The following is a 22,605-nucleotide window of genomic DNA, read 5'->3' on the forward strand; positions in this document are numbered from 1 at the left end:
CGAGAGAATGCTAAAGTTCTTCCACCGAATCCCGTCTATTTTCTGGCCACCCATTGATGGAGGCAGGCGGCGATGCGCGACGGACAGGATCTCTTCTCGGATTTCACCATGTCCCTGCGCGCAGGCGGTCTTGACGGACTCCGCGCCGGCCTGATCGGCGAAGGCGCCCCCATCCCCGGCCCGTTCGGCACCCACAAGCTGATCTATGCCGATTACGTGGCCTCCGGCCGGGCACTGCGCCAGGTCGAGGATTTCGTGATGAATCATGTCCTGCCCTGGTACGCCAACAGCCATACCGAAGCCTCGTTCTGCGGCCGGCATGTCAGCCGCCTGCGCCATGCCGCGCGGGCCACCATCGCCCTTCTATGCGGCGCCGGCGCAGGATTTTCGACCATCTTCACCGGGTCCGGCGCCACGGCAGGGCTGAACCGGCTGGTGTCCCTGCTGGGCGTGCCCGAAGCAGTGCGGAACGGCGCCACCCCGGTCGCCTTCATCGGCCCCTACGAGCACCATTCCAACATCCTGCCCTGGCGCGAAAGCGGTGCCGAGATCGTGGAAATCCACGAGGCTCCCGAGGGCGGGCCCGATCTCGTCCATCTCGCGGCAGCCCTGGCGGAAGCCGGCCCGTCACGCCTGAAAATCGGCGCCTTCTCGGCCGCATCCAACGTCACCGGCATCATCACCGACACCGACGCGGTCACGGCGCTGCTGAAAGCCAACGGTGCCCTGGCGGTCTGGGACTATGCCGGCGGCGGCCCCTACCTGCCGATCGACATGAAGCCCGGTACCCCCTGCGAAAAAGACGCCATCGTGATTTCGCCGCATAAATTCATCGGCGGGCCCGGCGCCTCGGGCATCACGATCGTCCGCGATGCGGCCGTAACGCTGAACCGCCCGGTGGTAACCGGCGGTGGCACGGTGCGCTTCGTCTCCCCCTGGGGTCATGACTATGCCGACGGCATCGCAACGCGCGAGGAAGCCGGCACACCCAATGTGATCGGCGATATCCGCGCCGCCCTCGCCTTCCTGGTCAAGGACGCGATCGGACAGGATTTCATGAACACCCGCGATGACGCGCTCTACCACGCGGCCCGCGCGGTCTGGGACCACAACCCCAATCTCGTCATCCTGGGCAACCCGGCCGCCACACGGCGGCTGCCGATTTTCTCGATGCAGGTCCACGACCGGCAGCATGGCGGCTTTATCCACCAGCAACTCTTCACCCGCATGCTGTCCGATTGCTACGGCATCCAGGCCCGGGGCGGCTGCGCCTGCGCCGGCCCCTACGCCCACCGCCTGCTGGGAATCGACCGCACGGAATCCGATACCCTGCGCACCGCGATCCTGTCGGGTGCGGAAATGCGCAAGCCCGGCTGGACACGCCTGAATTTCAGCGTGCTGATGGATGACGCAAAAGCGGCACAGATCATCGCGGCCGTGGACGAACTGGCTCGCGCGCCCTATCCCATGGCCGGTTTTTACGAGGCGGATCCTGCCACCGCACGGTTTCATGCAGTGGCAGGAGAGTCTTCTTTTTCTGAAGAAAAAGAAGCAAAAAGACTTTTATCCGTTTAGGGTTTTTACGAATCCCGCAGGAAAGTCCTTAATAGATCAAAAGTTTTTTGGTTCTTTTTTTCAAAAAAGAACAGAAACCTCACTCCACCGCCACGTTGATCGCACTCCCGCCAACCCGGAACTTCTCTCCCATCTCCGCCAGCCCGGCCGTGATCTCGGCGGCCGACATCCCAGCCCCGTCATTCTGGCCACGCGCCGCGTCACGGATATCCTGGCTGATCTTCATCGAGCAGAATTTCGGCCCGCACATCGAACAGAAATGCGCCGTCTTGTGCGCATCCTTCGGCAGCGTCTCGTCATGGAAACAACGCGCCGTCTCCGGGTCCAGCCCCAGATTGAACTGATCCTCCCAGCGGAATTCGAAACGCGCGCGTGAAACCGCATCGTCATGCAACCGCGCCGCCGGATGCCCCTTGGCCAGATCGGCGGCATGGGCCGCGAGCTTGTAGGTGATCACTCCGGTCTTCACGTCGTTACGGTCAGGCAGGCCCAGATGCTCCTTCGGCGTGACGTAGCAGAGCATGGCCGTGCCGAACCAGCCGATCATCGCCGCCCCGATGGCGCTGGTGATATGGTCGTATCCAGGCGCGATATCCGTCGTCAACGGACCAAGCGTGTAGAACGGCGCTTCGCCGCAATGGGCCAGTTGCTCGTCCATATTGGCCTTGATCTTGTGCATCGGCACATGGCCCGGCCCCTCGATCATCACCTGGCAGCCATGGTCCCACGCCACACGGGTCAGCTCGCCCAGCGTGCGCAGTTCGGCAAACTGGGCGGCATCGTTGGCATCGGCAATCGAGCCGGGCCGCAGCCCGTCGCCCAGACTGAAGCTGACATCATATTCCCGCATGATCTCGCAGATCTCGCCGAACTTCTCATACAGGAAGCTCTCGCGATGATGCGCCAGGCACCATTTGGCCATGATCGAGCCGCCGCGCGAGACGATGCCCGTCACCCGCCGCGCCGTCAGCGGCACATAGGCCAGCCGCACCCCGGCATGGATGGTGAAGTAATCCACTCCCTGCTCGGCCTGTTCGATCAGCGTGTCGCGGAAAACCTCCCATGTCAGGTCCTCGGCCACGCCGCCCACCTTCTCCAGCGCCTGATAGATCGGCACCGTGCCGATCGGCACCGGGCTGTTGCGGATGATCCAGTCGCGGATATTGTGGATATTCCGGCCAGTGGAAAGATCCATCACCGTATCCGCGCCCCAGCGCGTGGCCCACACCATCTTGTCCACTTCGTCGGCCACATGGCCCAGCACGGCGGAATTGCCGATATTGGCGTTGATTTTCACCAGGAAGTTCCGGCCGATGATCATCGGCTCCAGTTCCGGATGGTTGATGTTCGCCGGCAGCACCGCCCGCCCCCGGGCAATTTCGTCGCGAACGAATTCCGGCGTCACGAAGTCCGGAATGCTGGCGCCGAAATCCTCCCCATCCCGCAGCGCCCGGTCCGTCGCCGCACGGCGCTGATTCTCGCGGATCGCGACATATTCCATCTCCTCGGTCACGATCCCGGCGCGCGCATAGTCAAGCTGCGTCACCGGTCGCCCCGGCCGACCACGCCACACCACCCGCCCGGTATTGTCGAAGGCCGGCGCCAGCGTCGCCCCGCTGGCCCCGCCATTATCTTCCGGCCGCACCTGGCGCGGCTGCTCCACCACCGCACAGTCGCCGCGCCGCGCGATCCATCCCGCACGCAGGGCGGGCAGGCCGCGCGCAATATCGATCTCGGCGGCAGGGTCGGTATAGGGGCCTGACGGATCGTACAGCGTCACCGGCGGCTCCCCGGAACTGGCGTGCAGATCGACCTGCCGGAAGGGCACGCGCAGGTCGGGAAACAGCGTGCCTTCCTGATAGACCTTATGCCCGCCGACACGGGGGCCAATCGTCACATCGCCGGTCGCGGGCGTGCGTGTCGGCTGGCGCGGCGGCGTGGTGGGGGGTGTCTGGATATTCATGGCGCGTCCTCTTTGCTCATTGAGGGGGCGCGCCGGCGCGAAATGTCATGACGGCGGCACATCGCAGCGCCGCGCACAATTCCCATCCCTTCGCCGGCATGACCCGGATCAGGTTCGACGGGTCAGGGGGAAAACACCCCTCTCTCAGCCGCTCGCATGCGACTCCCCGGAGAACGGCGCAATCTTAGTCCCGCCCCAAGGGCCGGGGTCAAGAGCAAGCTGCACTACCCGGCGGCGCGGCACGTCACATTGTCGCGCAATGGGCGGGCCGTCCCCACGGCCCGCCCGCACCGGTCACGACGCGCGCGGACGGATCGCGGCCTCCCGAACCTCGGGCGCACAGCCCTCCCGGAAGGTCTCGAAGTTCTTCTCAAACCGCGCCGCAAGGTCGGCCGCCGCGTGGGCATAAGCCGCCGGATCGTCCCAGGTCGAAGCCGGGTCCAGCAGGCTGTCGGGCACGCCGGGCACATGGGTCGGAATCGACAGCCCGAAATGCTCTTCCACCCGAAACGACACGTCGTCCAGCTTCCCGTCCAGCGCGGCGTTGACCAGCGCGCGCGTCTGCGCCAGCGCAATTCTGCGCCCGGTCCCATACGGCCCGCCGGTCCAGCCGGTATTCACCAGCCAGCACGTCACCGGCGTCCGCGCCAGACTGGCCGCCAGTTGCGCACCATACAGTTCCGGCGGGCGCGGCAGGAACGGCGCGCCGAAACAGGCGCTGAAGGTCGCCTGCGGCTCCTTGCCCAACCCCTTTTCGGTCCCGGCGATCCGCGCCGTATAGCCCGACAGAAAATGATACACCGCCTGCGCGGGCGTCAGCCGCGCGATAGGCGGCAGCACGCCGAACGCATCGGCCGTCAGCATCACCACATGGCGCGGCACGCCGCCCTGCCCGTCCGCGCTGGCATTGGCCACGAAATCGATCGGATAGCAGGCGCGGGTGTTCTCCGTCAGCCCGCCATGCATGAAGTCCGGCACACCGTCGCGGTCGGCCACCACATTTTCCAGCACGGTGCCGAAGCGGTGCGATGCGTCCCAGATCTCGGGCTCGGCCTCGCGTTTCAGGCCGATCACCTTGGCGTAGCAGCCCCCCTCGACATTGAACACACCGTCCCGCGACCAGCCATGCTCGTCATCGCCGATCAACTGGCGCGCGGCGTCGGACGACAGCGTGGTCTTGCCGGTGCCCGACAGGCCGAAGAACAGGGCCACCTCACCGCCGGGTCCGATATTGGCCGAGCAATGCATCGGCATCACGTCCTGTTCCGGCAACAGCCAGTTCATGACGGTGAAGATGGATTTCTTGATCTCGCCGGCATACTGGGTGCCGGCGATTACCACCAGCCGCTGCTCCAGCGACAGGATCACGCCGGTGGAACTCCGCACGCCATGCGTCGCAGGGTCGAGTTCCAGGTCGGGCGCATGCAGGATCACGAAATCCGGCACGAATCCCGCCAGTTCGGCCGCCGGCGGCCGGATGAACATGTTGCGCGCGAACAGCGCGTGCCAGGCATGGGTCGTCACCAGGCGCACCCGGATGCGATGGGCCGGATCGGCGCCCGCATACAAATCCTGGGTAAACAGTTCCTGCCCCTCCAGATAGCCCCGCACATAATCGCAGGCCCGCTGGAACGCCGCCCCCGGAAGAGGGGCGTTGATGGCCCCCCACCAGACGCCGTCGCGAGTCGAGGGTTCGTCGACGACGAACTTGTCCTGCGCCGACCGGCCGGTATGCAGGCCCGTGCGCACCATCAGCGCCCCGCCGGAGGACAAAGCGCCTTCCTCCCGACGAATCGCATGCCCGATCAGTTCGGGCGCATGAAGATTGGCATGAACCGCCCCGGCATGGCGCAGGCCGGTTCCCGTTATCGCGTCTTCTGAGTCCGCAGGCCGGAATATCTTATTGCTGTTCATTCTTTTCCGTTTCCTGATCATTGTTCCCCGGTGTGTCGTCCCGGTATGACAATTGTGATCCGATCAGCATGGCAACTTCCTGATCGACATCATATCTCTCAATCACAAATACGTGATCGAGCATCCCCAATATATATCCACCCTCCCCATTCTCGCCCTTCTGACTGCACGCCATCTGCTCGAAAAGTTTCTTGAAGGACGATAAAAATTATCACAAACCCGTCCGGGATTGCTGTCTTTTTATAGCGGACACCCTGCTTTTCTTTGATTTTCGTTCAATCTCTTCATAAAATAACTGAATGAATGAAAAAGAAAATCCGCAGGCAAAGCTGCTCATCAACGTCATAGCCGGCATTTCCGCCGCCGGCGGCCTGCTGTTCGGCTACGACACCGGCATCATCTCGGCGGCCCTGCTGCAGATCACGCCACAATTCCATCTGGATATCGGCGGCCAGCAGATCGTCACCTCGGCCATCATCGCCGGCGCGCTGGTCGGCTGCATGGGGGCGGCACCGCTGTCCGACCGCTGCGGCCGCCGGCGCACCGTGATGGTGGCGGCCGCCATCTTCATCATCGGTACGCTCGTCGCCGCCCTGGCCGACAGCACCCGGATGCTCACCGTGGCGCGCTTCGTGCTGGGCCTGGCGGTCGGTGCCGCGTCGCAGATTGTGCCGCTCTATATTTCCGAACTGGCGCCGGCCCACCGGCGCGGGCGCCTGGTCGGGCTGTTCCAGTTCGCGGTGGTCTTCGGGATCCTGGTCTCCTACATCGCCGGCTATCTGCTGCGCCACGAAAGCTGGCGGATCATGTTCGGTCTGGGGATCATTCCCGCCGTGATCCTGCTGCTGGGCATGGCCTTCCTGCCCAACAGTCCGCGCTGGCTGGCCATGCGGGGCGATTTCGACGGCGCCCGCACCGTCCTGCGCCGGGTCCGCTCCAGCCACCACACGGCCGAGCAGGAACTGCAAAGCATCATCGACGCGCACGACCGTCAGGCACCGTGGTCGGAACTGGCCCGCCCATGGATCCGCCCCGCCCTGGTGGCTGCGGTCGGCGTCGCCCTGCTCTGCCAGCTCAGCGGCATCAATGCCGTCCTCTATTATGCCCCCACCATCTTCTCCGGCGCCGGCTTCGGCGAGGGATCGGCCCTCCTCACCTCGATCGCGGTCGGCGTGGCGATCATCGTGGCCACGCTGTTCGGCAACTGGGCGGTCGAGGCGATCGGCCGGCGTGCCCTGCTGCTGTGGTTCCTGCCGGGAGCCAGCCTGTGCCTGCTGGCACTGGCCGAGCTGTTCCATATGCAGGCGGCGGGCGCGTCCCATCCCTGGCTAATGGTGGCGGCCCTGCTGGGCTATGCGGTGCTGAATGTCGGCAGCCTGTCGGTCACCATCTGGATCATCGGGGCCGAGGTCTTTCCGCTGTCGGTACGCGGCAAGGGCATGGGCCTGGTGGCGGCCGCGCATTGGGCGGCCGACCTGCTGATCTCGCTCACCACCCTGTCGATGGTCCAGAGCTTCGGCGCGGGCGGCACCTTCCTGCTGTTCGGGCTGGTCAATGCCCTGGCCTTCCTGTTCGTGCTGCGCTTCGTTCCCGAAACGCGCGGCCTGTCGCTGGAGGAAATCGAAGGCCGGCTGCGCGAGGGCACCTTCCTGCGCACGGCCGGCGGCCACCGGCTCGGCCGGGCGCGTTAACGGCGCCCGGTCCGATAGCTTGCCGGGGGCCGGCATGGTGACTATGCCGACAGAGTTCGCCACTCCGGACGAGGCCCGCCCATGACCGTTCCCCGCATCGATCCCTTCCATGCCGTCGGCCTCAGCACGCTGGCCCACCAGATGGCGGCGGAAGGGCACGATATCGTGCATATGGAATTCGGCCAGCCCTCGACCGGCGCCCCGAAGGCCGCGATCGCCGAGGCCCACCGCATCCTCGACAGCGACGCCATGGGCTATTGGGAAAGCACACCGCTGAAGGTGCGCATCGCCCGCCATTACCTGGAAACCTACGGCGCGACCGTCCTGCCCGAGCAGATCTGGCTGACCTGCGGCGCCTCGCCGGCCTTCGTCCTGGCGCTGAACAGCGCCTTCACGCCCGGCGCGCGGGTCGCGCTGGCCCGGCCGGGCTATGTCGCCTACCGCAACACCTTGCGGGCACTTTATATGGAACCGGTCGAAATCCCCTGCGGCCCGGCCGAGCGGTTCCAGCTTTCGGCCGCCGCCATCGCGGCGCTGGACCCGCCGCCCGACGGCATCATCCTCGCCAGCCCCGCCAACCCCACCGGCACGATCCTGTCGGACGCCGAGATGCAGGCCATCGTCACCGTCTGCCGGGACCGAGGCATCCGCATCGTCTCCGACGAGATCTATCACGGACTCAGCTATGTCGGCCCGACCCGCTCGATCCTGCAGGACGATCCCGAGGCGCTGGTCGTCAACAGCTTCTCGAAATATTTCAGCATGGCCGGCTGGCGGCTGGGCTGGCTGGTCGCGCCCCTGTCGCTGGTCGAGGCGGTGCGGACGCGGGTGGGCAACATGTTCCTCACGCCCCCCTCGCTCAGCCAGCATGCCGGTCTAGTCGCCTTCGACTGCCGTGAGGAACTGGAGGGCCATGTCCGCATGTACCGCCATAACCGCGACCTGCTGTTGGAGCGGCTGCCGGAACTCGGGATCGAGCGGATCGCCCCGCCCGACGGCGCCTTCTACATCTATGCCGATATCGGCCACCTGACGAATGACAGCCTGGCCTTCTGCGCCCGGCTGCTGGCCGATACCGGCGTCGCCACCGCGCCCGGACTGGATTTCGACCCGGTCGAGGGCAACCGCTTCATGCGCTTCAGCTTCGCGGTCTCGACCGACCGGCTGGAAGAGGCCCTGCGGCGCATGGTTCCCTGGTTCGCCCGCGCCGGCGGGGCCGGCGCCTGAACACGCGGCACGATGCCGGCAGCTTGTCAGGATTTCCCGACAAGCCCTACCATGGCTTCATGGTCCGATCCCTGCGCTGGTCGCTGCTCTGCATCCCCCTCATTCTCAGCGCCTGTGCCGAGAACGGCGCCTGCACTATCGCGTCGGTCGGCGATATGCCCGTTCTGAACGGGCACGGCTCCCCCATCGTCAAGGCGTCCATCAACGGGCATCCGGTGGCGTTCATCGTCGATACAGGCTCGCTGATCACGGCCGTCTGGCCACAGGAGATCGACAAACTCGGTCTATATTCCACGTTTCGCCAGGTCCGTCTGCGCGGCGTCGGCGGCGAAACCCTGGGCACGATCGTCACGGCCCGCTCGATGGGGCTGGGCGCGGCGACCGCTTCGGATGTGTCCTTCGTTGCCGTCGGCAAACTGATGGATGGCCGCGCGATCAACGGGATTCCCGTTGTGGGACTGCTCGGAGCGGATTTTCTCTCCAGCTACGATGTCGTTTTCGACCTGCCGAACCATCAGGTCAATCTGTACGATGTCCATGGATGCAAGGGCGTCATCCCGCGATGGACCGGCGGATTTTATAGCGTCCCGACCGACGAGGATCACCGGGACCCGACCAAGATCATCGTCCGCGTCAAGCTCGACGGGCATCCCATGGACGCCATTCTCGACAGCGGCGCCCAACGAACCCTGATCGCCGCCAGCGATGCGCACGACGCCGGCGTGACGCAATCCACCCTGGCCGGTGATCGCAAAGGCATCAGTTTCGGCATCGACGACCAGAAACTGACGCGCTTCCTGCATCGCTTCGATACCTTCCAGATCGGCCCCTTCCACTTCGACCATCCTCTCCTGCCGGTCAGCGAGACCGACGAAAGTCTGCTGGGGGCGGAGTTTCTCCGCAACCACCGGGTCTGGATTCCCCGGGCCCGGAACGAAATCTTCGTCCAGCCGACCGGCCCGTTTACCCCGATAGAGCCGCCGGCGACCGCCCAGCCCGACGCACCATCAGGCCGCAATAAACCAGAATGACCAGGTAAGCCGGCCCCGCGACCCCGACAAAGGCCGCCTGCACCCCGCAGGCCCCCGCCAGATGCACGAAAACTTGCGGCAGCACGCCCCCGCCGCAAAACGCCATCACCAGCAGGGCGGCGGCATGGTCGGCATGCCGGCCCATCGCCCGCATCACCACCGGAAACAGCGCCGGCATGATCATCGCATTGGCAAAGCCGAGCAGCGCCACGCACAGCACCGACAGCAGGCCCGTCGTCATCCACGCCGCCCCGCACAAGGCCAGCCCCATGGCGCAGGAAAGCCCCATATAGCGCTCCTGCGACACCAGGCGCGGCACCACCACCATGCCAGCCAGATACCCTGCGAGCATCGCCGCCAGGGTGACGGCGGTAAAATATTTGGTCACGTCCAGCGACAGGCCGAACGACCGGCCATACAGGCCGATCGCATCCCCGGCCATCACCTCCACGCCCACATAAAGAAACGTGCTGAACACCCCCAGGGCCAGCAGCAACAGGCCCCCGTCACGCCCTTCGGCTGGCACGCCCGACTCCGGCCCGATCCCGATCGCCGGCAGGCGCGACCGCAGGACCCACACCGCCATCACCAGCAGCAGCACCGCCATGAACAGATAGGGCGCATGCACGGCGCGGGTAAACTGCGTCAGGATGGCATTACGCGCGGCCATCGAAGGCGCCGCCCGCACCGATGTCGCAATGCCGCCGATATCACGCATCACCAGCGCCGCGAAGACCAGCGGCGCCAGGATACCGGCGAACTTGTTCGCGGTCCCCATGATCGCGATCCGCTGCGCCGCGCGCTCATGCGGCCCCAGCAGCGTGACGTAAGGATTCACCGTCACCTGCAACAGCGACAGCCCGGCCCCGATCACCCCCAGCCCTGCCAGCGCTCCGGGATACCAGCGCCCGGTCACGCATTCGCCGAACAACGCCGTACCGGCCGCCATCACCATCAGCGCGATCGCCATGCCGGCCTTCAGCCCGGTCCGGCGCGCCAGCAGCGTGGCTGGCAACGGAAAAACCAGATAAGCCAGATAGAAGCAGGACGGCACCAGAAACGCCGCGACATCGCTCAGGCTGAAGGCAAGCTGCACGAACGTGATCAGCGGCCCGTTCAGCCAGGTGACGAATCCGATGCTGAAGAACAGCAGCGCCATGACGACAATCGGCGACCAGCCATAGGCCCCCGCCGGACTGCCGGCGGAAACCCTCGCCCCGCGGGCCCCGCCATCGCTCACGACCGCCACATCCCGCCGCGCATATACCCGCACGGCCTTCCGGTCGTCACATGCCGTTCCCGCCCCAGCGCCATTTCCATCCCCCTTCCGTCTTCACCGCACAGATCACGAGAAAGACGGCCACGGTGACGGGAATGATGACGATTTCGATCAAAACGACAATGGCGGAACGAAAGAAGAGCGGAAGCACCGAAACGCCGAAAAGAACGGCAAGGAACAGAAGCAGCGCTACCCAGCCCTGCCATGCGACGGGCAGGCCCGACCCGACACCATACTGTTTCGCGGCAAACCACGGCTTTGACGGCGGGGCTGGCATCCGGACGCTCTCCTCATCGCGCATCTCTCATGCAACGATCGGAGCACATATCCGCCAGACATGACCAGCGATTAGAGGCTGTCAGCCTCCAAGACGCCGCTCCAATTCAGAACCAGTGCAGCGCGGCCAGATACGGGGCCGCACCGCCGACACCGCGCACCGCCAGCATGCCGGCCAGCAGCAGCATCACCGCCGCCACCAGCCCGTCCAGCACGCGCCACGCGGCGGGCCGGGCAAAGACCGGGCGCAGCAGGCGCGCACCGAAGCCCAGGCCGGTGAACCACAGCGCGCTGGCCGTCGCCGCCCCCGCCACGAACAGCGGCCTGGCCGTGCCGGGCAGGCCGCCGCCCACCGCCCCCATCAGCAGCACCGTATCCAGATAGACATGCGGGTTCAGATAGGTAAACGCCGCCGCCCGCCCCAGCGTACCGGCCAGGCTATGCTGCCCTTCGCGCCCATCGGCCACCATGGCAGCGGGGGCGAACGCACGCCGCAGGGCACCAAGCCCGTACCACGCCAGAAACCCCGCCCCACCCAGCGACATGATCCAGATCAGCGCGGGCATCCGCTGCACGATCACGCCCATCCCCAGCACCCCGGCCGAGACCAGCAGCATGTCGGACAGGGCACAGAACATCACCACCGGCACGACATGCCGGCGGAGCAGCCCCTGGCGCAGGACGAATAAATTCTGGGCGCCGATGGCGACGATCAGGGCGGCCGCAAGGCCGAACCCGCTGGCAAAGCCGGAAGGAATCAACATGGCCGCTTCCATGCCGGGGGATCTTCGCGTAATCCAGCTTAATTCTCTTTACCTGATTAAGCGGATCTAAATTCCATGCTGGATTACGCCGCCCTCGCCGCCGTGGCCGCCGTCGCGCGGGAAGGCAGCTTCGAACGCGCGGCGACGGCACTGGGCGTCACGGCCTCGGCGGTATCGCAGCGCGTGCGCGCGCTGGAAGACCGGCTGGGCGCGGTACTGATCGTTCGTGGACAACCCTGCAGCGCCACGGCGGTCGGCGCCCGGCTGTGCGCCCATGTCGAACGGGTGCGCCTGCTGGAAGGCGAGATGGCCTCCGCCCTGCCGGGCCTGGCAAGCCAGATCGCCGAGTCCGGACCGCCGACAATCCGCGTCGCGGTCAATGCCGACAGCCTGGCCACCTGGTTCATTCCCGCCATCGCCGCCTTTGCCGGACGCGGCGACCGGCTGGTCGATCTGGTCATTGCCGGCGAGGACCATACGGCCGAACGCCTGCGCTCGGGCGACGTCCTCGCCGCCGTGACCACCGACCACGCACCCGTCCAGGGGTGCCGCACCGTGCCGCTGGGTGCCTTGCGCTATGCCGCGACGGCATCGCCCGCCTTCGTGGCGCAATGGTTCGCAAACGGTGTCGACGCCCCATCGCTGGCGCGGGCACCGGTCCTGCGTTTCGACCGGCGGGACGATCTGCACGCCCGCTGGGCCCGCTCCCTCTTCGGGCCCGAACCCGAGATGCCGACCCACTGGATTCCCTCCACCCACGGCTTCATCGACGCCGCTCTGGCGGGGATGGGCTGGTGCATGAACCCGATTCCGCTGGTCGCAGCCCACCTGCGCACCGGCCGACTGGTCAGCCTGACGCCCAATCACCATCTGGACGTACCACTTTACTGGCAGCACGCCCGCATCGGCACCCGACTGCTGGACGCCCTGACGCGCGAAGTCGTCACTGCAGCAAAGAACGGACTTCTTTAAGAGCCTGTCTCCGCTGGCAGCAGCCTGACCCGCATTTCCCAGCGCGCCACGCCTTCTCAGGCGGCCGAACGCGATGCCATGACCGGCGAAAGGGTCTTCAGAACCTGCGGCCTGTCGCACGTCTCGAACTGGCTGATCAGCCGCATCAGTTCGTGGGATTCATGACTCAGGCTGGTCGCCGCCGCCGTCGCCTCCTCCACCATCGCCGCGTTCTGCTGCGTCACCTGGTCCAGTTGCGTGACGGCTTCGTTGACCTGGGTCAGCCCTATCGCCTGCTCCTCGGTCGTCTGCGCGATCTCCGACACCAGCGCGTCGATCTCGGAGATCTTCTTCACCACGGCGTTCAGCACCATACCGGTTTCCTCAACCAGTTTCGCGCCCCGCGCCACCTCGCTGCCCGACCTGCCGATCAGCGCCTTGATCTTGCTGGCCGCCTCCGCCGAACGCTGCGCCAGCGTACGCACTTCCGATGCCACCACGGCAAAGCCCCGGCCGGCATCGCCGGCGCGCGCGGCCTCCACCCCGGCATTGAGCGCAAGCATGTTGGTCTGGAAGGCGATCTGGTCGATCATGCCGATGATCTGGCCGATCTCCTGCGACGAGCCCTTGATCTCCCCCATCGCGACAACGGCCTCACGCACCACCTCGCCGGACTTCACGGCGTCGGCTCGCACGACCGAAGCGGAGATCGAAGCCGCCCTGGCCCCTGCGGCACTCCGCGTCACCGCACGGGTGATTTCACCCAGGGTCGTCGCTGTCTGCTCCAGGTTGGCGGCCTGCATTTCGGTCCGCCGCGCCAGATCGTTCGAGGCCGAAGCAATCTCCTGCGCACCACTGCCCACACTGCCCGCCGAGGCCGAAATCGCCCCCATCGTGGTTTCCAGCGTCTCCATCGCGGCATTGAAATCGCGACGCAGCTTTTCATAGGCAGGGTCGATCGGCGTCACCAGACGATGGCTGAGGGCATTCCTGGCCAACTTGTCCAGCCCGCCGGCAACCTCGTCCACCGCCTGGACACGGCTGGTCACATCGGTCGCGAACTTGACGACCTTGGTGACGCGCCCACGATGGTCAAAAATCGGATTATACGAGGCCTGAAGCCAGACAATCCTGCCGTTCCTGCCGATCCGCTTGAACTCGGCCGCCACATATTCGCCAGCCTGCAATTTCCGCCACAAGGCCGCATAATCCGGCGAACGGGCGAAATCCTTCTCGACAAACAACCGATGATGCTGCCCCCTGATCTCGTCGAGGCCGTAGCCCATGGATGAGAGAAAAGCATCGTTCGCGTTCAGGACTTCCCCATCCGGCGTAAACTCGATCATCGCCTGGACGCGGGAAACGGCATCCATCTTGCCCCTGAAGTCGGCAATCCTCACCGCCTCGTCGGTCGTGACCGCCGCGACCTTGACGACCTTGTAGGGCTTCCCAAAAAAATTCCGCACAGGGTTGTAGGACGCCTGGATAAAGACTTCCTTCCCACCCTTTCCAATGCGCACATAGTCCCGGGCGTCGAATTCGCCCCGGCGCAACTTGTCCCAGAACGCCGTATATTCACGACTTCCTGCATAATCGGGATCGACGAAAATGCTGTGATGCCGTCCCTGGATCTCGTCCAGCCGATAGCCCAGCGCCTTGCAGAAATTCTCGTTCGCGGTCAGGATCCGGCCCGCAAGATCGAATTCGATAATGGCCAGCGAACGATCGAGCGCGGAAAGCGTCGCCCGCGCATCCCCCAGACGACATTTCAGAAAGCCGAACATTCGTACTGATTCCCCAACCCAGATCAGTTCGCTCCACCGGCCGCCCGAAAACCGAAATCCGGCCCGTCGTCTTTCACGCGCTCTCTCATGGGTAACGATTATTAATATCAATACCCACGACACCTCGCAAGGTCGTGAAAAGCCTCTTCCTGTTTCGATCTGGTTACAATCTGCCGTTCGGCGTGCCTGCAACCCGATTGCAGACGCCATGCCCCCCGCATGTGGATGGCACTGGCCATCGCCAAACGAAAACAGGGCGCGGCAACAATGTGCCGCGCCCTGTGCCCTCTCCCGGATACGGAATAGGTCAGCCGTAAAGGAAAGCCCGCTGGTCAGCGGGAAGCGAGATGGACCGGTGCCAGAGCCGCCTGGGCGGCAGGCGCCGAAACGGCATTGACCACCGCCGGATCGAACACCCGCAGGAAGCTGGTGGGGTGGATGCCCATCCACAGCGTCACCAGCGCGCAGGGTACCAGCACCGCCAGTTCCGGCCCGGTCAGGTCACGCAGCATCGCCACCACGCCGCGTCCCGGTGCGCCGAACATCACCCGGCGATACAGCACCAGCATATAGACCGCACCGAGGATCATGCTGCTGCCCGCCAGGAACGCGATCCAGAACGAGACATGGATGGCACCGACCATCACCAGCCATTCGCCGACGAAGGCGCCCGTGCCCGGCAGGCCGATATTGGCCATCACGAACAGCATGCCCAGCGTCGCCAGCACCGGCATCTTATGCGCAACGCCCGAGAAGGCGTCGATCGACCGTGTCTCCGCCCGCCAGGACACGGCGGCGACGCAGAAGAACAGCGCGGTGATGATCACGCCATGCGACAACATCTGGAAGATCGCACCGTCAATCCCCTCCGGCGTCAGGGTAAACAGCCCGACCGCGATCACCCCCATATGCGAGAACGAGGAATAGGCGATCAGCCGCTTCATGTCCGTCTGCGCCAGGGCGATGATGGCGGCATAGATCACGGCGATGACCCCCAGCGTCAGCACGTAGGGCGCGAACAGCCGGGCGGCATCGGGGAACATCAGCACGCCGAAACGAAGCAGCCCGTAGGCACCGGCCTTGGACAGCACGCCCGAGAGCAGCGCCGTGGTCGGCGTGGGTGCCTCGGTATAGGCATCGGGCAGCCACGCATGCAGCGGGAACAGCGGCAGCTTCACCCCGAAGGCCAGGATAAAGCCCAGCAGCAGCCAGCACTGCATGGAAGGGGCGAAATTCGCGTGCATCAGCACGGGAATGTCGGTGGTACCCGTCATGGTCCACATCGCCAGCAGCGCCAGCAGCATGAACAGCGACCCGCCGAAGGTGAACAGGAAGAACTGCATCGAGGCCCAGATCCGTTTCGGCCCACCCCACACGCCGATCATCAGACTGCCCGGAATCAGCGTCGCCTCGTAGAACACATAGAAGAGAACCAGATCCAGCGCCGAGAACAGGCCGACCAGCGTGGTTTCCAGCAGCAGCAGCGCCACCATGTAGTCGCGCACCCGCGTCGTCACCAGCTTCCATCCGCCGATCACCGCCAGCGGCGTCAGAAAGGTGGAGAGCAGCACGAACAGCAGGCTGATCCCGTCGACCCCGGTATGGTACGACACGCCGAACGACGCAGCCCAGTCCGCCTGCTGCACGAACTGGAAGCCCGGCACCTGCGGGTCGAACTCGGTCCAGATCACCACCGACAGCGCGAAGACCAGCAGGCTGGTCCACAGCGCCACCCATCGCGATGCGGTCTCGATCGCCTCGGAGGTGCCGCGCATCAGGAAGATGGCAAGCGCGCCGCCCAGCGGCAGATACGTGACCAGGGAGAGCAGGATGGGATGCACGTCGGTCTCATCGTCCGTGAAAGATGGCGAAGCCTATCCCTGTTCCGGCAACGAGACTACCCGGGCGCCGCATCACGTTCTCCCGAGCGGCACCGGTTTTCAGCACTTTACGCAACCACGGCCACGCACTGACGTTGAAGCAGCCCCGCGTTTTCCACCGGTTATCGCCGGCCGAACAGCGTTTCCAGGTCCGCGCGACTCAGTTTCACCCAGGTCGGGCGCCCGTGGGAACAGGTGCCGGCGCGCGGCGTCCGTTCCATGTCGCGCAGCAGCGCATCCATCTCCGCCCGCGTCAGGCTGCGCCCGGCCCGGACACTGCCATGGCAGGCCATGCGGGCCAGGATGGCATCCAGCCGTCCATCCAGCGCCTGCACCTCGTCCGCGTCGGCCAGATCGTCCTCGGCCATTTCCTCGGCCATGTCGCGCAGCAGCCCGGCCGGATCGTCGGTCCCCAGCAGCGCCGGCAACGCCCGCACCAGCACCGCATCACCCCCGAACGGTTCGATCTCCACTCCCAGGGCCGACAGCGTTCCGGCACGGGCCAGCACCGCCTCCGCCCCGCCGCGCGGCAGCGTCACCACTTCGGGCAGCAGCAGGCGCTGGGCGCGCAGCGTGCCATCCAGGTACTGGGCCCGCAGCCGCTCATGCGTCAGGCGCTCATGCGCGGCATGCTGGTCCACCAGCACCAGCGCCCCGTCGCCCGACACCGCAATCACGTAGGTGCCCATCACCTGCGCCACCGCGGCCCCCAGCGGATAATCCGCCGGATCGGCCAGAACCGCACGATCCTCTGCCAGCGCCCCCGAACCGGCACCTTCTCCCGCTTCCGGCGGCGCAACCGGCAACACGGGGTCCAGAACGCGCGCGGCCGGCCGGTCGCCCAGATCGAGTCGCCCGCCGGAAAACGCCGCCGGACCCGGCGCCGCGAAAACCGATGCCGCCGGGCGCGCGGGCGCGGGATCGGAGGGCGGATACCAGATCCGCGCCGGCGCCGTCGTGCGCGACTGCAACAGCCCCGGCCGCACCCCGGCCACGCCGGCCCCGCCGCCCAGCGCCCGGCCCAGCGCGCCGATCACCAGCCCGCGCACCGCCGCCGGATCGGCAAAGCGCAGCTCGGTCTTGGCCGGGTGGACATTCACATCGACCATGTCCGGCGGAATGGTCAGCGACAGCGCCACCACCGCATGCCGCCCGTGCTCGATCACATGCCGGTAGCCCACGCGCACGGCCGTACGCAGCACCGGATCGACCACCGGCCGGCCATTGACCAGCAGGATCTGCCCCGCCGCCGTCGCCCGATGCACCGACGGGCCGCAGGCAAATCCGCTCAGCACCAGATCGCCCTTCACACCCTCGACCGGCAGCATGCCGTCCGCGCCTTCGGTCTCCAGAATGGCAGCAACCCGGTCCGCCATGTCCTGGCACGGCAGGTCGAACACCACCCGGTCGTCCAGTTGCAGGCGAAAGGCGACATGCGGCACCGACAGCGCCAGCCGGCGCACCGTAATGTCGGCATGCCCGGCCTCAACCCGGGGGCTCTTGAGGAACTTGCGCCGGGCGGGCGTGGCGAAGAACATGTCCTCCACCACCACGCGGGTCCCGGCCGTGCCGGCGCAGGGCGCGGGCGTGCCCACCAGCCCGCCTTCCACCGTCACCCGCCACGCGCTGTCGGCCCCATGCGGGCGCGAGGTCACCGAAAGCCGCGCCGCCGCCCCGATCGACGGCAGCGCCTCGCCCCGGAACCCCAGTGTCTCGATCCGCACCAGCGTCTCGTCGCGCAGTTTCGAGGTACAATGCCGCTCGACCGCCAGCATCAGGTCGTCGGGCGTCATGCCGCACCCGTCATCGACCACTTCAATCCGGTTGATCCCGCCCTGCTCCAGCACGATCGCGATCCGCCGAGCCCCGGAATCGATTGCGTTCTCGACCAGTTCCTTCAATGCGGCGGCGGGGCGTTCGATGACTTCGCCCGCCGCAATGCGGTTGACCACCTGTTCCGACAAACGCCGGATCACCGGTCGGGCGGGCAGGCTGGACGAATCACTCATGGGCGCAGGCTAGACCATCCGCCCCGAGGGGGCGAAATCCTTTTCGGTGGAAGGAAACGCGTGGGCCAAATGAAAAAGGACCAGCCAAGGCCGGTCCCCTCTCCATGCCGGCCGGAAACCCGGCCAGGCCATCCCTGGTTCTACTTGCTGGGGGCCTTGCTCTTGACGGTCGGCGTGGCGCCCTGGGTCGGGCTGTTGCCCAGCGCCGAATTCTGGCGCAGACGGCGGTTCTCGGCCTCGCCGTCCACCTCGCCGCCGGCTCCCCCGCCGTTCCAGAACATCAACTGGTTGATGAAGCCCTGCCCCGCCGGACCAAGCTCGCCCTTGTCCGAACTGTCCGAGGCCGCGTCGGCCTCGTTCACCAGCGCCGCCTGGCCGGCGCTCGGCGTGCCATCGGCGCCCTGGAGCGCGACGTTGGGCGACAGGGTCTCCAGCGCCTGCAATCTCGGGCTCTCGTCCTGCGGCCGCGACGAATCGCTGTGCGGCACCGCCAGTTCCTGGGTCGGCGGCATCGACAGCGGGGCGCGCGTCGTCACCGTATATTCATCCGGCGAATCGCGTTCCAGGCCGAAGGCCCGATTGAGGTCCGAGCCGGAGCAACCGGCAAGAAGGACTCCGCCCGACAGCAGAAGTGCGAACGGAACCAGACGAGGGAATAGGGGCGCCATGCTTCGCTTTCTACCGCTCCTGCCCGGTTCCGGCAAGGCCACGCCGCTCGGTCAGGCTGTCGAACAGTAAAATGGCAACGCCGCAATCAATCGCGGCGTCCGCCAGGTTGAACACGTAGAAACTGTGCCCATAGGCATGCAGATGCACGAAATCGACCACCGCGCCGTAATGCAGGCGGTCGATCACGTTGCCGATCGCACCGCCCATGACCGCGCCGAGCCCCGCGGCCACCCACGGGCGGGTGGTCCGCGCCAGCCAGATCGTCAGCACCAGCACCACCGCCAGCGCCACGACGGTGAAGACGATCCGCCCCATTCCGGCCATGCCGCCCAGCATGCCGAACGTGATGGCGTGGTTCCACACCATGGTCAGGCTGAAAAACGGCAGCACGGGAACCGAAACCCGGTTTGGCAGGTCCAGCCCATACAGAATCCAGTATTTGCTGCCCTGATCCAGCAGCAGCACCAGCAGGAACAGCGCGGCACCGATGGCGCGGCAGCGCAAGGCCGGCCGGGAAACCCCGGTGCCCAGCACGGCCTCACTCATGCGCCGGCCCGCGCATCGACGACCGCGACGCAACGCAGGCACAATTCAGGATGGGCGGCCTGGCTCCCCACCTCGTCCAGCACCTTCCAGCAGCGGGCACATTTATGCCCCGACGCCGCCGAGATGACCGGCGCGCCATGGGCCCCCACGGCCCCACCGTCGCGCTCCTCGCCCTCGGCTCCGCCAGCCAGGAAGATCGACGCCGCCCCCGGCTCCACCGTGATCGACGCCTGCGACACGATCGCCAGTTCGCACCAATCGACATCGGCGAAGCGTCCGGCCTCTTCCTCCGAGAGTTTCAGCTCCAGCGCCGCCTGAAGCGACGATCCCACGATGCCGCCGCGCCGGGCCGCCTCGATCTCGGTCGTCACCACCCGACGCACGCCGCGCAGCGTCGCCCAGCGATCGGCCAGGTCCGGACGGATCCATTCCTCGGGCAGCGCGGGGAAGGATTGCAGATGCACGCTCTCGGCCTCGCCGAAACGCGCCGTCCACGCTTCCTCGGCGGTAAAGACCAGCACCGGCGCCAGCCACGCGCACAGGCAGCGATGCAGATGGTCCAGCACCGTGCGGGCGGCCCGGCGACGCGGATTGTCCGCACCGTCGCAATAGATCGCATCCTTGCGCACGTCGAAATAGAAGGCCGACAGGTCGGTGGCGCAGAACCCGTGCACGGCGGCATAGACGCCGACCCATTCATGCGTCTTGACCGCCCGGTCGATCTGCGCGCCCAGTTCGGTCAGCCGGTGCAGCACCCACTGTTCCAGTTCGGGCATCTGCTCGTAGGGCACGCGCTCGGCATCGGTGAAGCCATCGAGCGCACCCAGCAGCCAGCGCAGCGTGTTGCGCAGCCGGCGATAGAGTTCGCCCTGCTGCTTCAGGATCTCGTTGCCGATCCGCAGGTCTTCGTTGGTGTCGGAGTTCATCACCCACAGGCGCAGAATGTCCGCGCCCAGCGAGTCGTTCACGTCCTGCGGCGCCACGACATTGCCCAGCGACTTCGACATCTTGCGGCCCTGCTCGTCCAGCACGAAGCCGTTGGTCACCAGCGCCCGATAGGGCGCGATCCCGCGCGTACCCACGCTTTCCAGCAGCGAGGACTGGAACCAGCCCCGATGCTGGTCCGAGCCTTCCAGATACAGGTCGGCCGGGAACGGCATGCCGTCACGCCCCAGCACGAAGGCATGGGTCGATCCGCTCTCGAACCATACATCGACGATGTCGAACACCTGCTCGTAATCGTCGGGATTGCGTTCGTTGCCCAGGAACCGGCTGGCCGGCGCGCTGTACCACACATCCGCGCCCTCGGCGCGGAACGCCTCCACGATACGCTGCATCACCGCCGGATCGCGCAGCACCTCGCCGCTCCGCTTCTCGACAAACACCGCGATCGGCACACCCCACGCCCGCTGGCGGCTGATACACCAGTCCGGGCGCCCGGCAACCATCGAGGTCAGGCGGTTGCGCGCCTGGGCGGGCACGAACGTCACGTCTTCCAGCGCGCGCAGGGCGCGGGCGCGCAACTGGCCCTCGCCATCCATGCGGATGAACCATTGCGGCGTGGCGCGATAGATCACCGGCGCGCGCGACCGCCAGGAATGCGGATAGGAATGCACCAGCGTCGACCGCGCAACCAGCCCGGCCGGCGCCTCGCCGGCATCATTGGCCCGCTCCATCGCCTGGGTCAGGGCCGCGCAGACCGGGTCCGCCGCCTTGAAGACATGCCCGCCGGCGAACAGCGGTACCCAGTCGGCATAGCGCCCGTCATCCAGCACCAGTTCCGGCACCTCGATCCCGTTCGCCACCGACAGCGCGAAATCGTCCTCGCCATGGGCCGGCGCCATATGGACCAGGCCGGTGCCCGCCTCGGTGGTCACGAAATCGCCGCCCAGCAGCGGCACGTCGAAATCATAGCCCTGTCCGCGCAGCGGATGGGCGCAGATCGCCCCCGTCAGCGCCTCGCCCGGCATGGTGTAGAGCACGTAATGCTCGGTGATCCCGGCGGCGGCGCAGAACGGCGCGATCAGCGCCTCGGCCACCAGCAGGCGGGCGCCCGGCTCCAGCAGCGCATTGTCGGTCACCCCATCGACACGCAGCACGGCGTAGGTGATCTCGGGCCCGAAGGCGATGGCGCGGTTGCCGGGGATGGTCCAGGGCGTGGTCGTCCAGATCACGGCCGAGACATCCTGGAGCGCCCCGGTCGGCGTGGGGTCATGGATGAACGGGAATGCGACATGGATCGTGGTCGATTCATGGTCGCGATATTCGATTTCGGCCTCGGCGAGCGCCGTCTTCTCCACCGGGCTCCACATCACCGGCCGCAGGCCACGATAGAGCAGCCCGTTCAGCAGGAAGCGGCCGATCTCCTCGGCGATCGTGGCCTCCGAGGAAAAATCCATCGTGGCATAGCGCTCGTCCCACTCGGCCTGCACACCCAGGCGGCGGAACTCGTCGGCCTGGATCCCGACCCATTTCGCGGCATAGGCCCGGCATTCGGCGCGGAACTGCAGAACCGGCACCGAATCCTTGTCGCGCCCGGACTTGCGGTATTCCTCTTCGATCTTCCATTCGATCGGCAGGCCATGACAGTCCCAGCCCGGGCGGTAATGCACCGCGAAACCGGCCATCCGATGGGCGCGGTTGACCACATCCTTCAGGATCTTGTTCAGCGCGTGGCCGATATGCAGGTTGCCGTTCGCGTAAGGCGGGCCGTCATGCAGCATGAAGGACGGCCGCCCTTCGGCCTGCGCGCGCAACTGCCCATCCAGGCCGCTCGCCGCCCAGTGCGCCAGAATCTCCGGCTCCCGCTTCGGCAGGCTGCCCCGCATGGGGAAGCTGGTTTTCGGCAGGAATACCGTATCCCGATAGAGATCCTGTGACTTCGACTCGGTCATGACCCTGAATTTCTGGCTGCTGGCGACAATGAACAACGATGTGACGGGAGAATTATTCCCCTCCCCACGCGGACCCAACCTTATGCGGAGCCACGCCCCTGATGGTCAAGCATGAGAGGAAGCACGGGAAACGCGCGCCGGATCGCCGCCAG

Annotated in this window: 16 protein-coding genes and 1 riboswitch; of the genes, 5 read left to right on the plus strand and 11 right to left on the minus strand. The window is 66.2% G+C overall.

Annotated elements, in window-relative coordinates; translation table 11 throughout:
* Positions 1–72: 72 nt before the first annotated feature.
* On the plus strand, positions 73–1,575 hold the full coding sequence (locus tag ACMAUO_RS16390) for an aminotransferase class V-fold PLP-dependent enzyme (protein ID WP_420357996.1): 1,503 nt from the start codon (positions 73–75) through the stop codon (positions 1,573–1,575).
* Between the two features lie 79 nt (positions 1,576–1,654).
* Here the strand turns inward: ACMAUO_RS16390 and thiC are convergent, their stop codons facing one another.
* On the minus strand, positions 1,655–3,538 hold the full coding sequence (thiC, locus tag ACMAUO_RS16395; protein ID WP_420357997.1) for a phosphomethylpyrimidine synthase ThiC: 1,884 nt from the start codon (positions 3,536–3,538) through the stop codon (positions 1,655–1,657).
* A 67-nt stretch (positions 3,539–3,605) separates the two neighbouring features.
* A riboswitch (TPP riboswitch) is annotated at positions 3,606–3,717 on the minus strand.
* A gap of 115 nt (positions 3,718–3,832) precedes the next feature.
* On the minus strand, positions 3,833–5,452 hold the full coding sequence (gene pckA, locus ACMAUO_RS16400) for a phosphoenolpyruvate carboxykinase (ATP) (protein WP_420357998.1): 1,620 nt from the start codon (positions 5,450–5,452) through the stop codon (positions 3,833–3,835).
* 299 nt (positions 5,453–5,751) lie between these two features.
* On the opposite strand from pckA, the gene ACMAUO_RS16405 reads away from it, so the two are divergent.
* The 3 genes from ACMAUO_RS16405 to ACMAUO_RS16415 all read left to right on the plus strand — a co-directional run bounded on the left by ACMAUO_RS16405 (position 5,752) and on the right by ACMAUO_RS16415 (position 9,401).
* The gene (locus ACMAUO_RS16405; protein WP_420357999.1) at positions 5,752–7,143 is read left to right on the plus strand and encodes a sugar porter family MFS transporter; all 1,392 of its coding nucleotides are present in this window, start codon (positions 5,752–5,754) and stop codon (positions 7,141–7,143) included.
* An 81-nt stretch (positions 7,144–7,224) separates the two neighbouring features.
* Complete coding sequence (locus ACMAUO_RS16410) at positions 7,225–8,370, plus strand: aminotransferase class I/II-fold pyridoxal phosphate-dependent enzyme (RefSeq protein WP_420358000.1); 1,146 nt, start codon at positions 7,225–7,227, stop codon at positions 8,368–8,370.
* A 23-nt stretch (positions 8,371–8,393) separates the two neighbouring features.
* The gene (locus ACMAUO_RS16415; RefSeq protein WP_420358001.1) at positions 8,394–9,401 is read left to right on the plus strand and encodes an aspartyl protease family protein; all 1,008 of its coding nucleotides are present in this window, start codon (positions 8,394–8,396) and stop codon (positions 9,399–9,401) included.
* On the opposite strand, the gene gluP is transcribed toward ACMAUO_RS16415, so the two are convergent.
* The 3 genes from gluP to ACMAUO_RS16430 form a co-directional block, all read right to left on the minus strand.
* Positions 9,334–10,560, minus strand: coding sequence for a glucose/galactose MFS transporter (gluP, locus tag ACMAUO_RS16420; protein WP_420358303.1), 1,227 nt, complete (start codon positions 10,558–10,560; stop codon positions 9,334–9,336). The genes ACMAUO_RS16415 and gluP overlap by 68 nt on opposite strands.
* A 127-nt stretch (positions 10,561–10,687) precedes the next feature.
* Positions 10,688–10,957: a hypothetical protein gene (locus tag ACMAUO_RS16425; RefSeq protein WP_420358002.1), complete on the minus strand. Its 270-nt coding sequence runs from the start codon at positions 10,955–10,957 to the stop codon at positions 10,688–10,690.
* Positions 10,958–11,063: 106 nt separating this feature from the next.
* Complete coding sequence (locus tag ACMAUO_RS16430; protein WP_420358003.1) at positions 11,064–11,720, minus strand: LysE/ArgO family amino acid transporter; 657 nt, start codon at positions 11,718–11,720, stop codon at positions 11,064–11,066.
* Positions 11,721–11,795: 75 nt separating this feature from the next.
* On the opposite strand from ACMAUO_RS16430, the gene ACMAUO_RS16435 reads away from it, so the two are divergent.
* The gene (locus ACMAUO_RS16435; RefSeq protein WP_420358004.1) at positions 11,796–12,692 is read left to right on the plus strand and encodes a LysR family transcriptional regulator ArgP; all 897 of its coding nucleotides are present in this window, start codon (positions 11,796–11,798) and stop codon (positions 12,690–12,692) included.
* 56 nt (positions 12,693–12,748) lie between these two features.
* On the opposite strand, the gene ACMAUO_RS16440 is transcribed toward ACMAUO_RS16435, so the two are convergent.
* The 6 genes from ACMAUO_RS16440 to ileS form a co-directional block, all read right to left on the minus strand.
* Entirely contained in the window at positions 12,749–14,455 is a 1,707-nt protein-coding gene (locus tag ACMAUO_RS16440; protein ID WP_420358005.1) for a methyl-accepting chemotaxis protein, read from the minus strand.
* 332 nt (positions 14,456–14,787) lie between these two features.
* Positions 14,788–16,296, minus strand: a complete 1,509-nt coding sequence (locus ACMAUO_RS16445; RefSeq protein WP_420358006.1) for an NADH-quinone oxidoreductase subunit M — start codon at positions 16,294–16,296, stop codon at positions 14,788–14,790.
* Between the two features lie 161 nt (positions 16,297–16,457).
* Positions 16,458–18,344, minus strand: coding sequence for a DNA mismatch repair endonuclease MutL (gene mutL, locus ACMAUO_RS16450; RefSeq protein WP_420358007.1), 1,887 nt, complete (start codon positions 18,342–18,344; stop codon positions 16,458–16,460).
* Between the two features lie 140 nt (positions 18,345–18,484).
* A complete protein-coding gene (locus ACMAUO_RS16455) occupies positions 18,485–19,012 on the minus strand; it encodes a DUF3035 domain-containing protein (RefSeq protein ID WP_420358008.1) in 528 nt (175 codons plus the stop codon).
* 10 nt (positions 19,013–19,022) lie between these two features.
* A complete protein-coding gene (gene lspA, locus ACMAUO_RS16460) occupies positions 19,023–19,559 on the minus strand; it encodes a signal peptidase II (protein WP_420358009.1) in 537 nt (178 codons plus the stop codon).
* Entirely contained in the window at positions 19,556–22,453 is a 2,898-nt protein-coding gene (gene ileS / locus ACMAUO_RS16465; RefSeq protein WP_420358010.1) for an isoleucine--tRNA ligase, read from the minus strand. Before ileS ends, lspA begins: the two co-directional genes overlap by 4 nt.
* Positions 22,454–22,605 lie beyond the last annotated feature (152 nt).

The organism is Gluconacetobacter brunescens (assembly GCF_048695475.1).
Classification (GTDB): Bacteria; Pseudomonadota; Alphaproteobacteria; order Acetobacterales; family Acetobacteraceae; genus Gluconacetobacter.

Bases quoted from the DNA above. Each gene is read 5' to 3' on its own strand.
- ACMAUO_RS16435 (WP_420358004.1), top strand. From the start codon at position 11,796: ATGCTGGATTACGCCGCCCTCGCCGCCGTGGCCGCCGTCGCGCGGGAA.
- ACMAUO_RS16440 (WP_420358005.1), bottom strand. From the start codon at position 14,455: ATGTTCGGCTTTCTGAAATGTCGTCTGGGGGATGCGCGGGCGACGCTT.
- ileS (WP_420358010.1), bottom strand. From the start codon at position 22,453: ATGACCGAGTCGAAGTCACAGGATCTCTATCGGGATACGGTATTCCTG.
- ACMAUO_RS16425 (WP_420358002.1), bottom strand. From the start codon at position 10,957: ATGCCAGCCCCGCCGTCAAAGCCGTGGTTTGCCGCGAAACAGTATGGT.
- mutL (WP_420358007.1), bottom strand. From the start codon at position 18,344: ATGAGTGATTCGTCCAGCCTGCCCGCCCGACCGGTGATCCGGCGTTTG.
- thiC (WP_420357997.1), bottom strand. From the start codon at position 3,538: ATGAATATCCAGACACCCCCCACCACGCCGCCGCGCCAGCCGACACGC.
- pckA (WP_420357998.1), bottom strand. From the start codon at position 5,452: ATGAACAGCAATAAGATATTCCGGCCTGCGGACTCAGAAGACGCGATA.
- ACMAUO_RS16455 (WP_420358008.1), bottom strand. From the start codon at position 19,012: ATGGCGCCCCTATTCCCTCGTCTGGTTCCGTTCGCACTTCTGCTGTCG.
- gluP (WP_420358303.1), bottom strand. From the start codon at position 10,560: ATGGCGCTGCTGTTCTTCAGCATCGGATTCGTCACCTGGCTGAACGGG.
- ACMAUO_RS16430 (WP_420358003.1), bottom strand. From the start codon at position 11,720: ATGTTGATTCCTTCCGGCTTTGCCAGCGGGTTCGGCCTTGCGGCCGCC.
- ACMAUO_RS16405 (WP_420357999.1), top strand. From the start codon at position 5,752: ATGAATGAAAAAGAAAATCCGCAGGCAAAGCTGCTCATCAACGTCATA.
- ACMAUO_RS16390 (WP_420357996.1), top strand. From the start codon at position 73: ATGCGCGACGGACAGGATCTCTTCTCGGATTTCACCATGTCCCTGCGC.
- ACMAUO_RS16410 (WP_420358000.1), top strand. From the start codon at position 7,225: ATGACCGTTCCCCGCATCGATCCCTTCCATGCCGTCGGCCTCAGCACG.
- lspA (WP_420358009.1), bottom strand. From the start codon at position 19,559: ATGAGTGAGGCCGTGCTGGGCACCGGGGTTTCCCGGCCGGCCTTGCGC.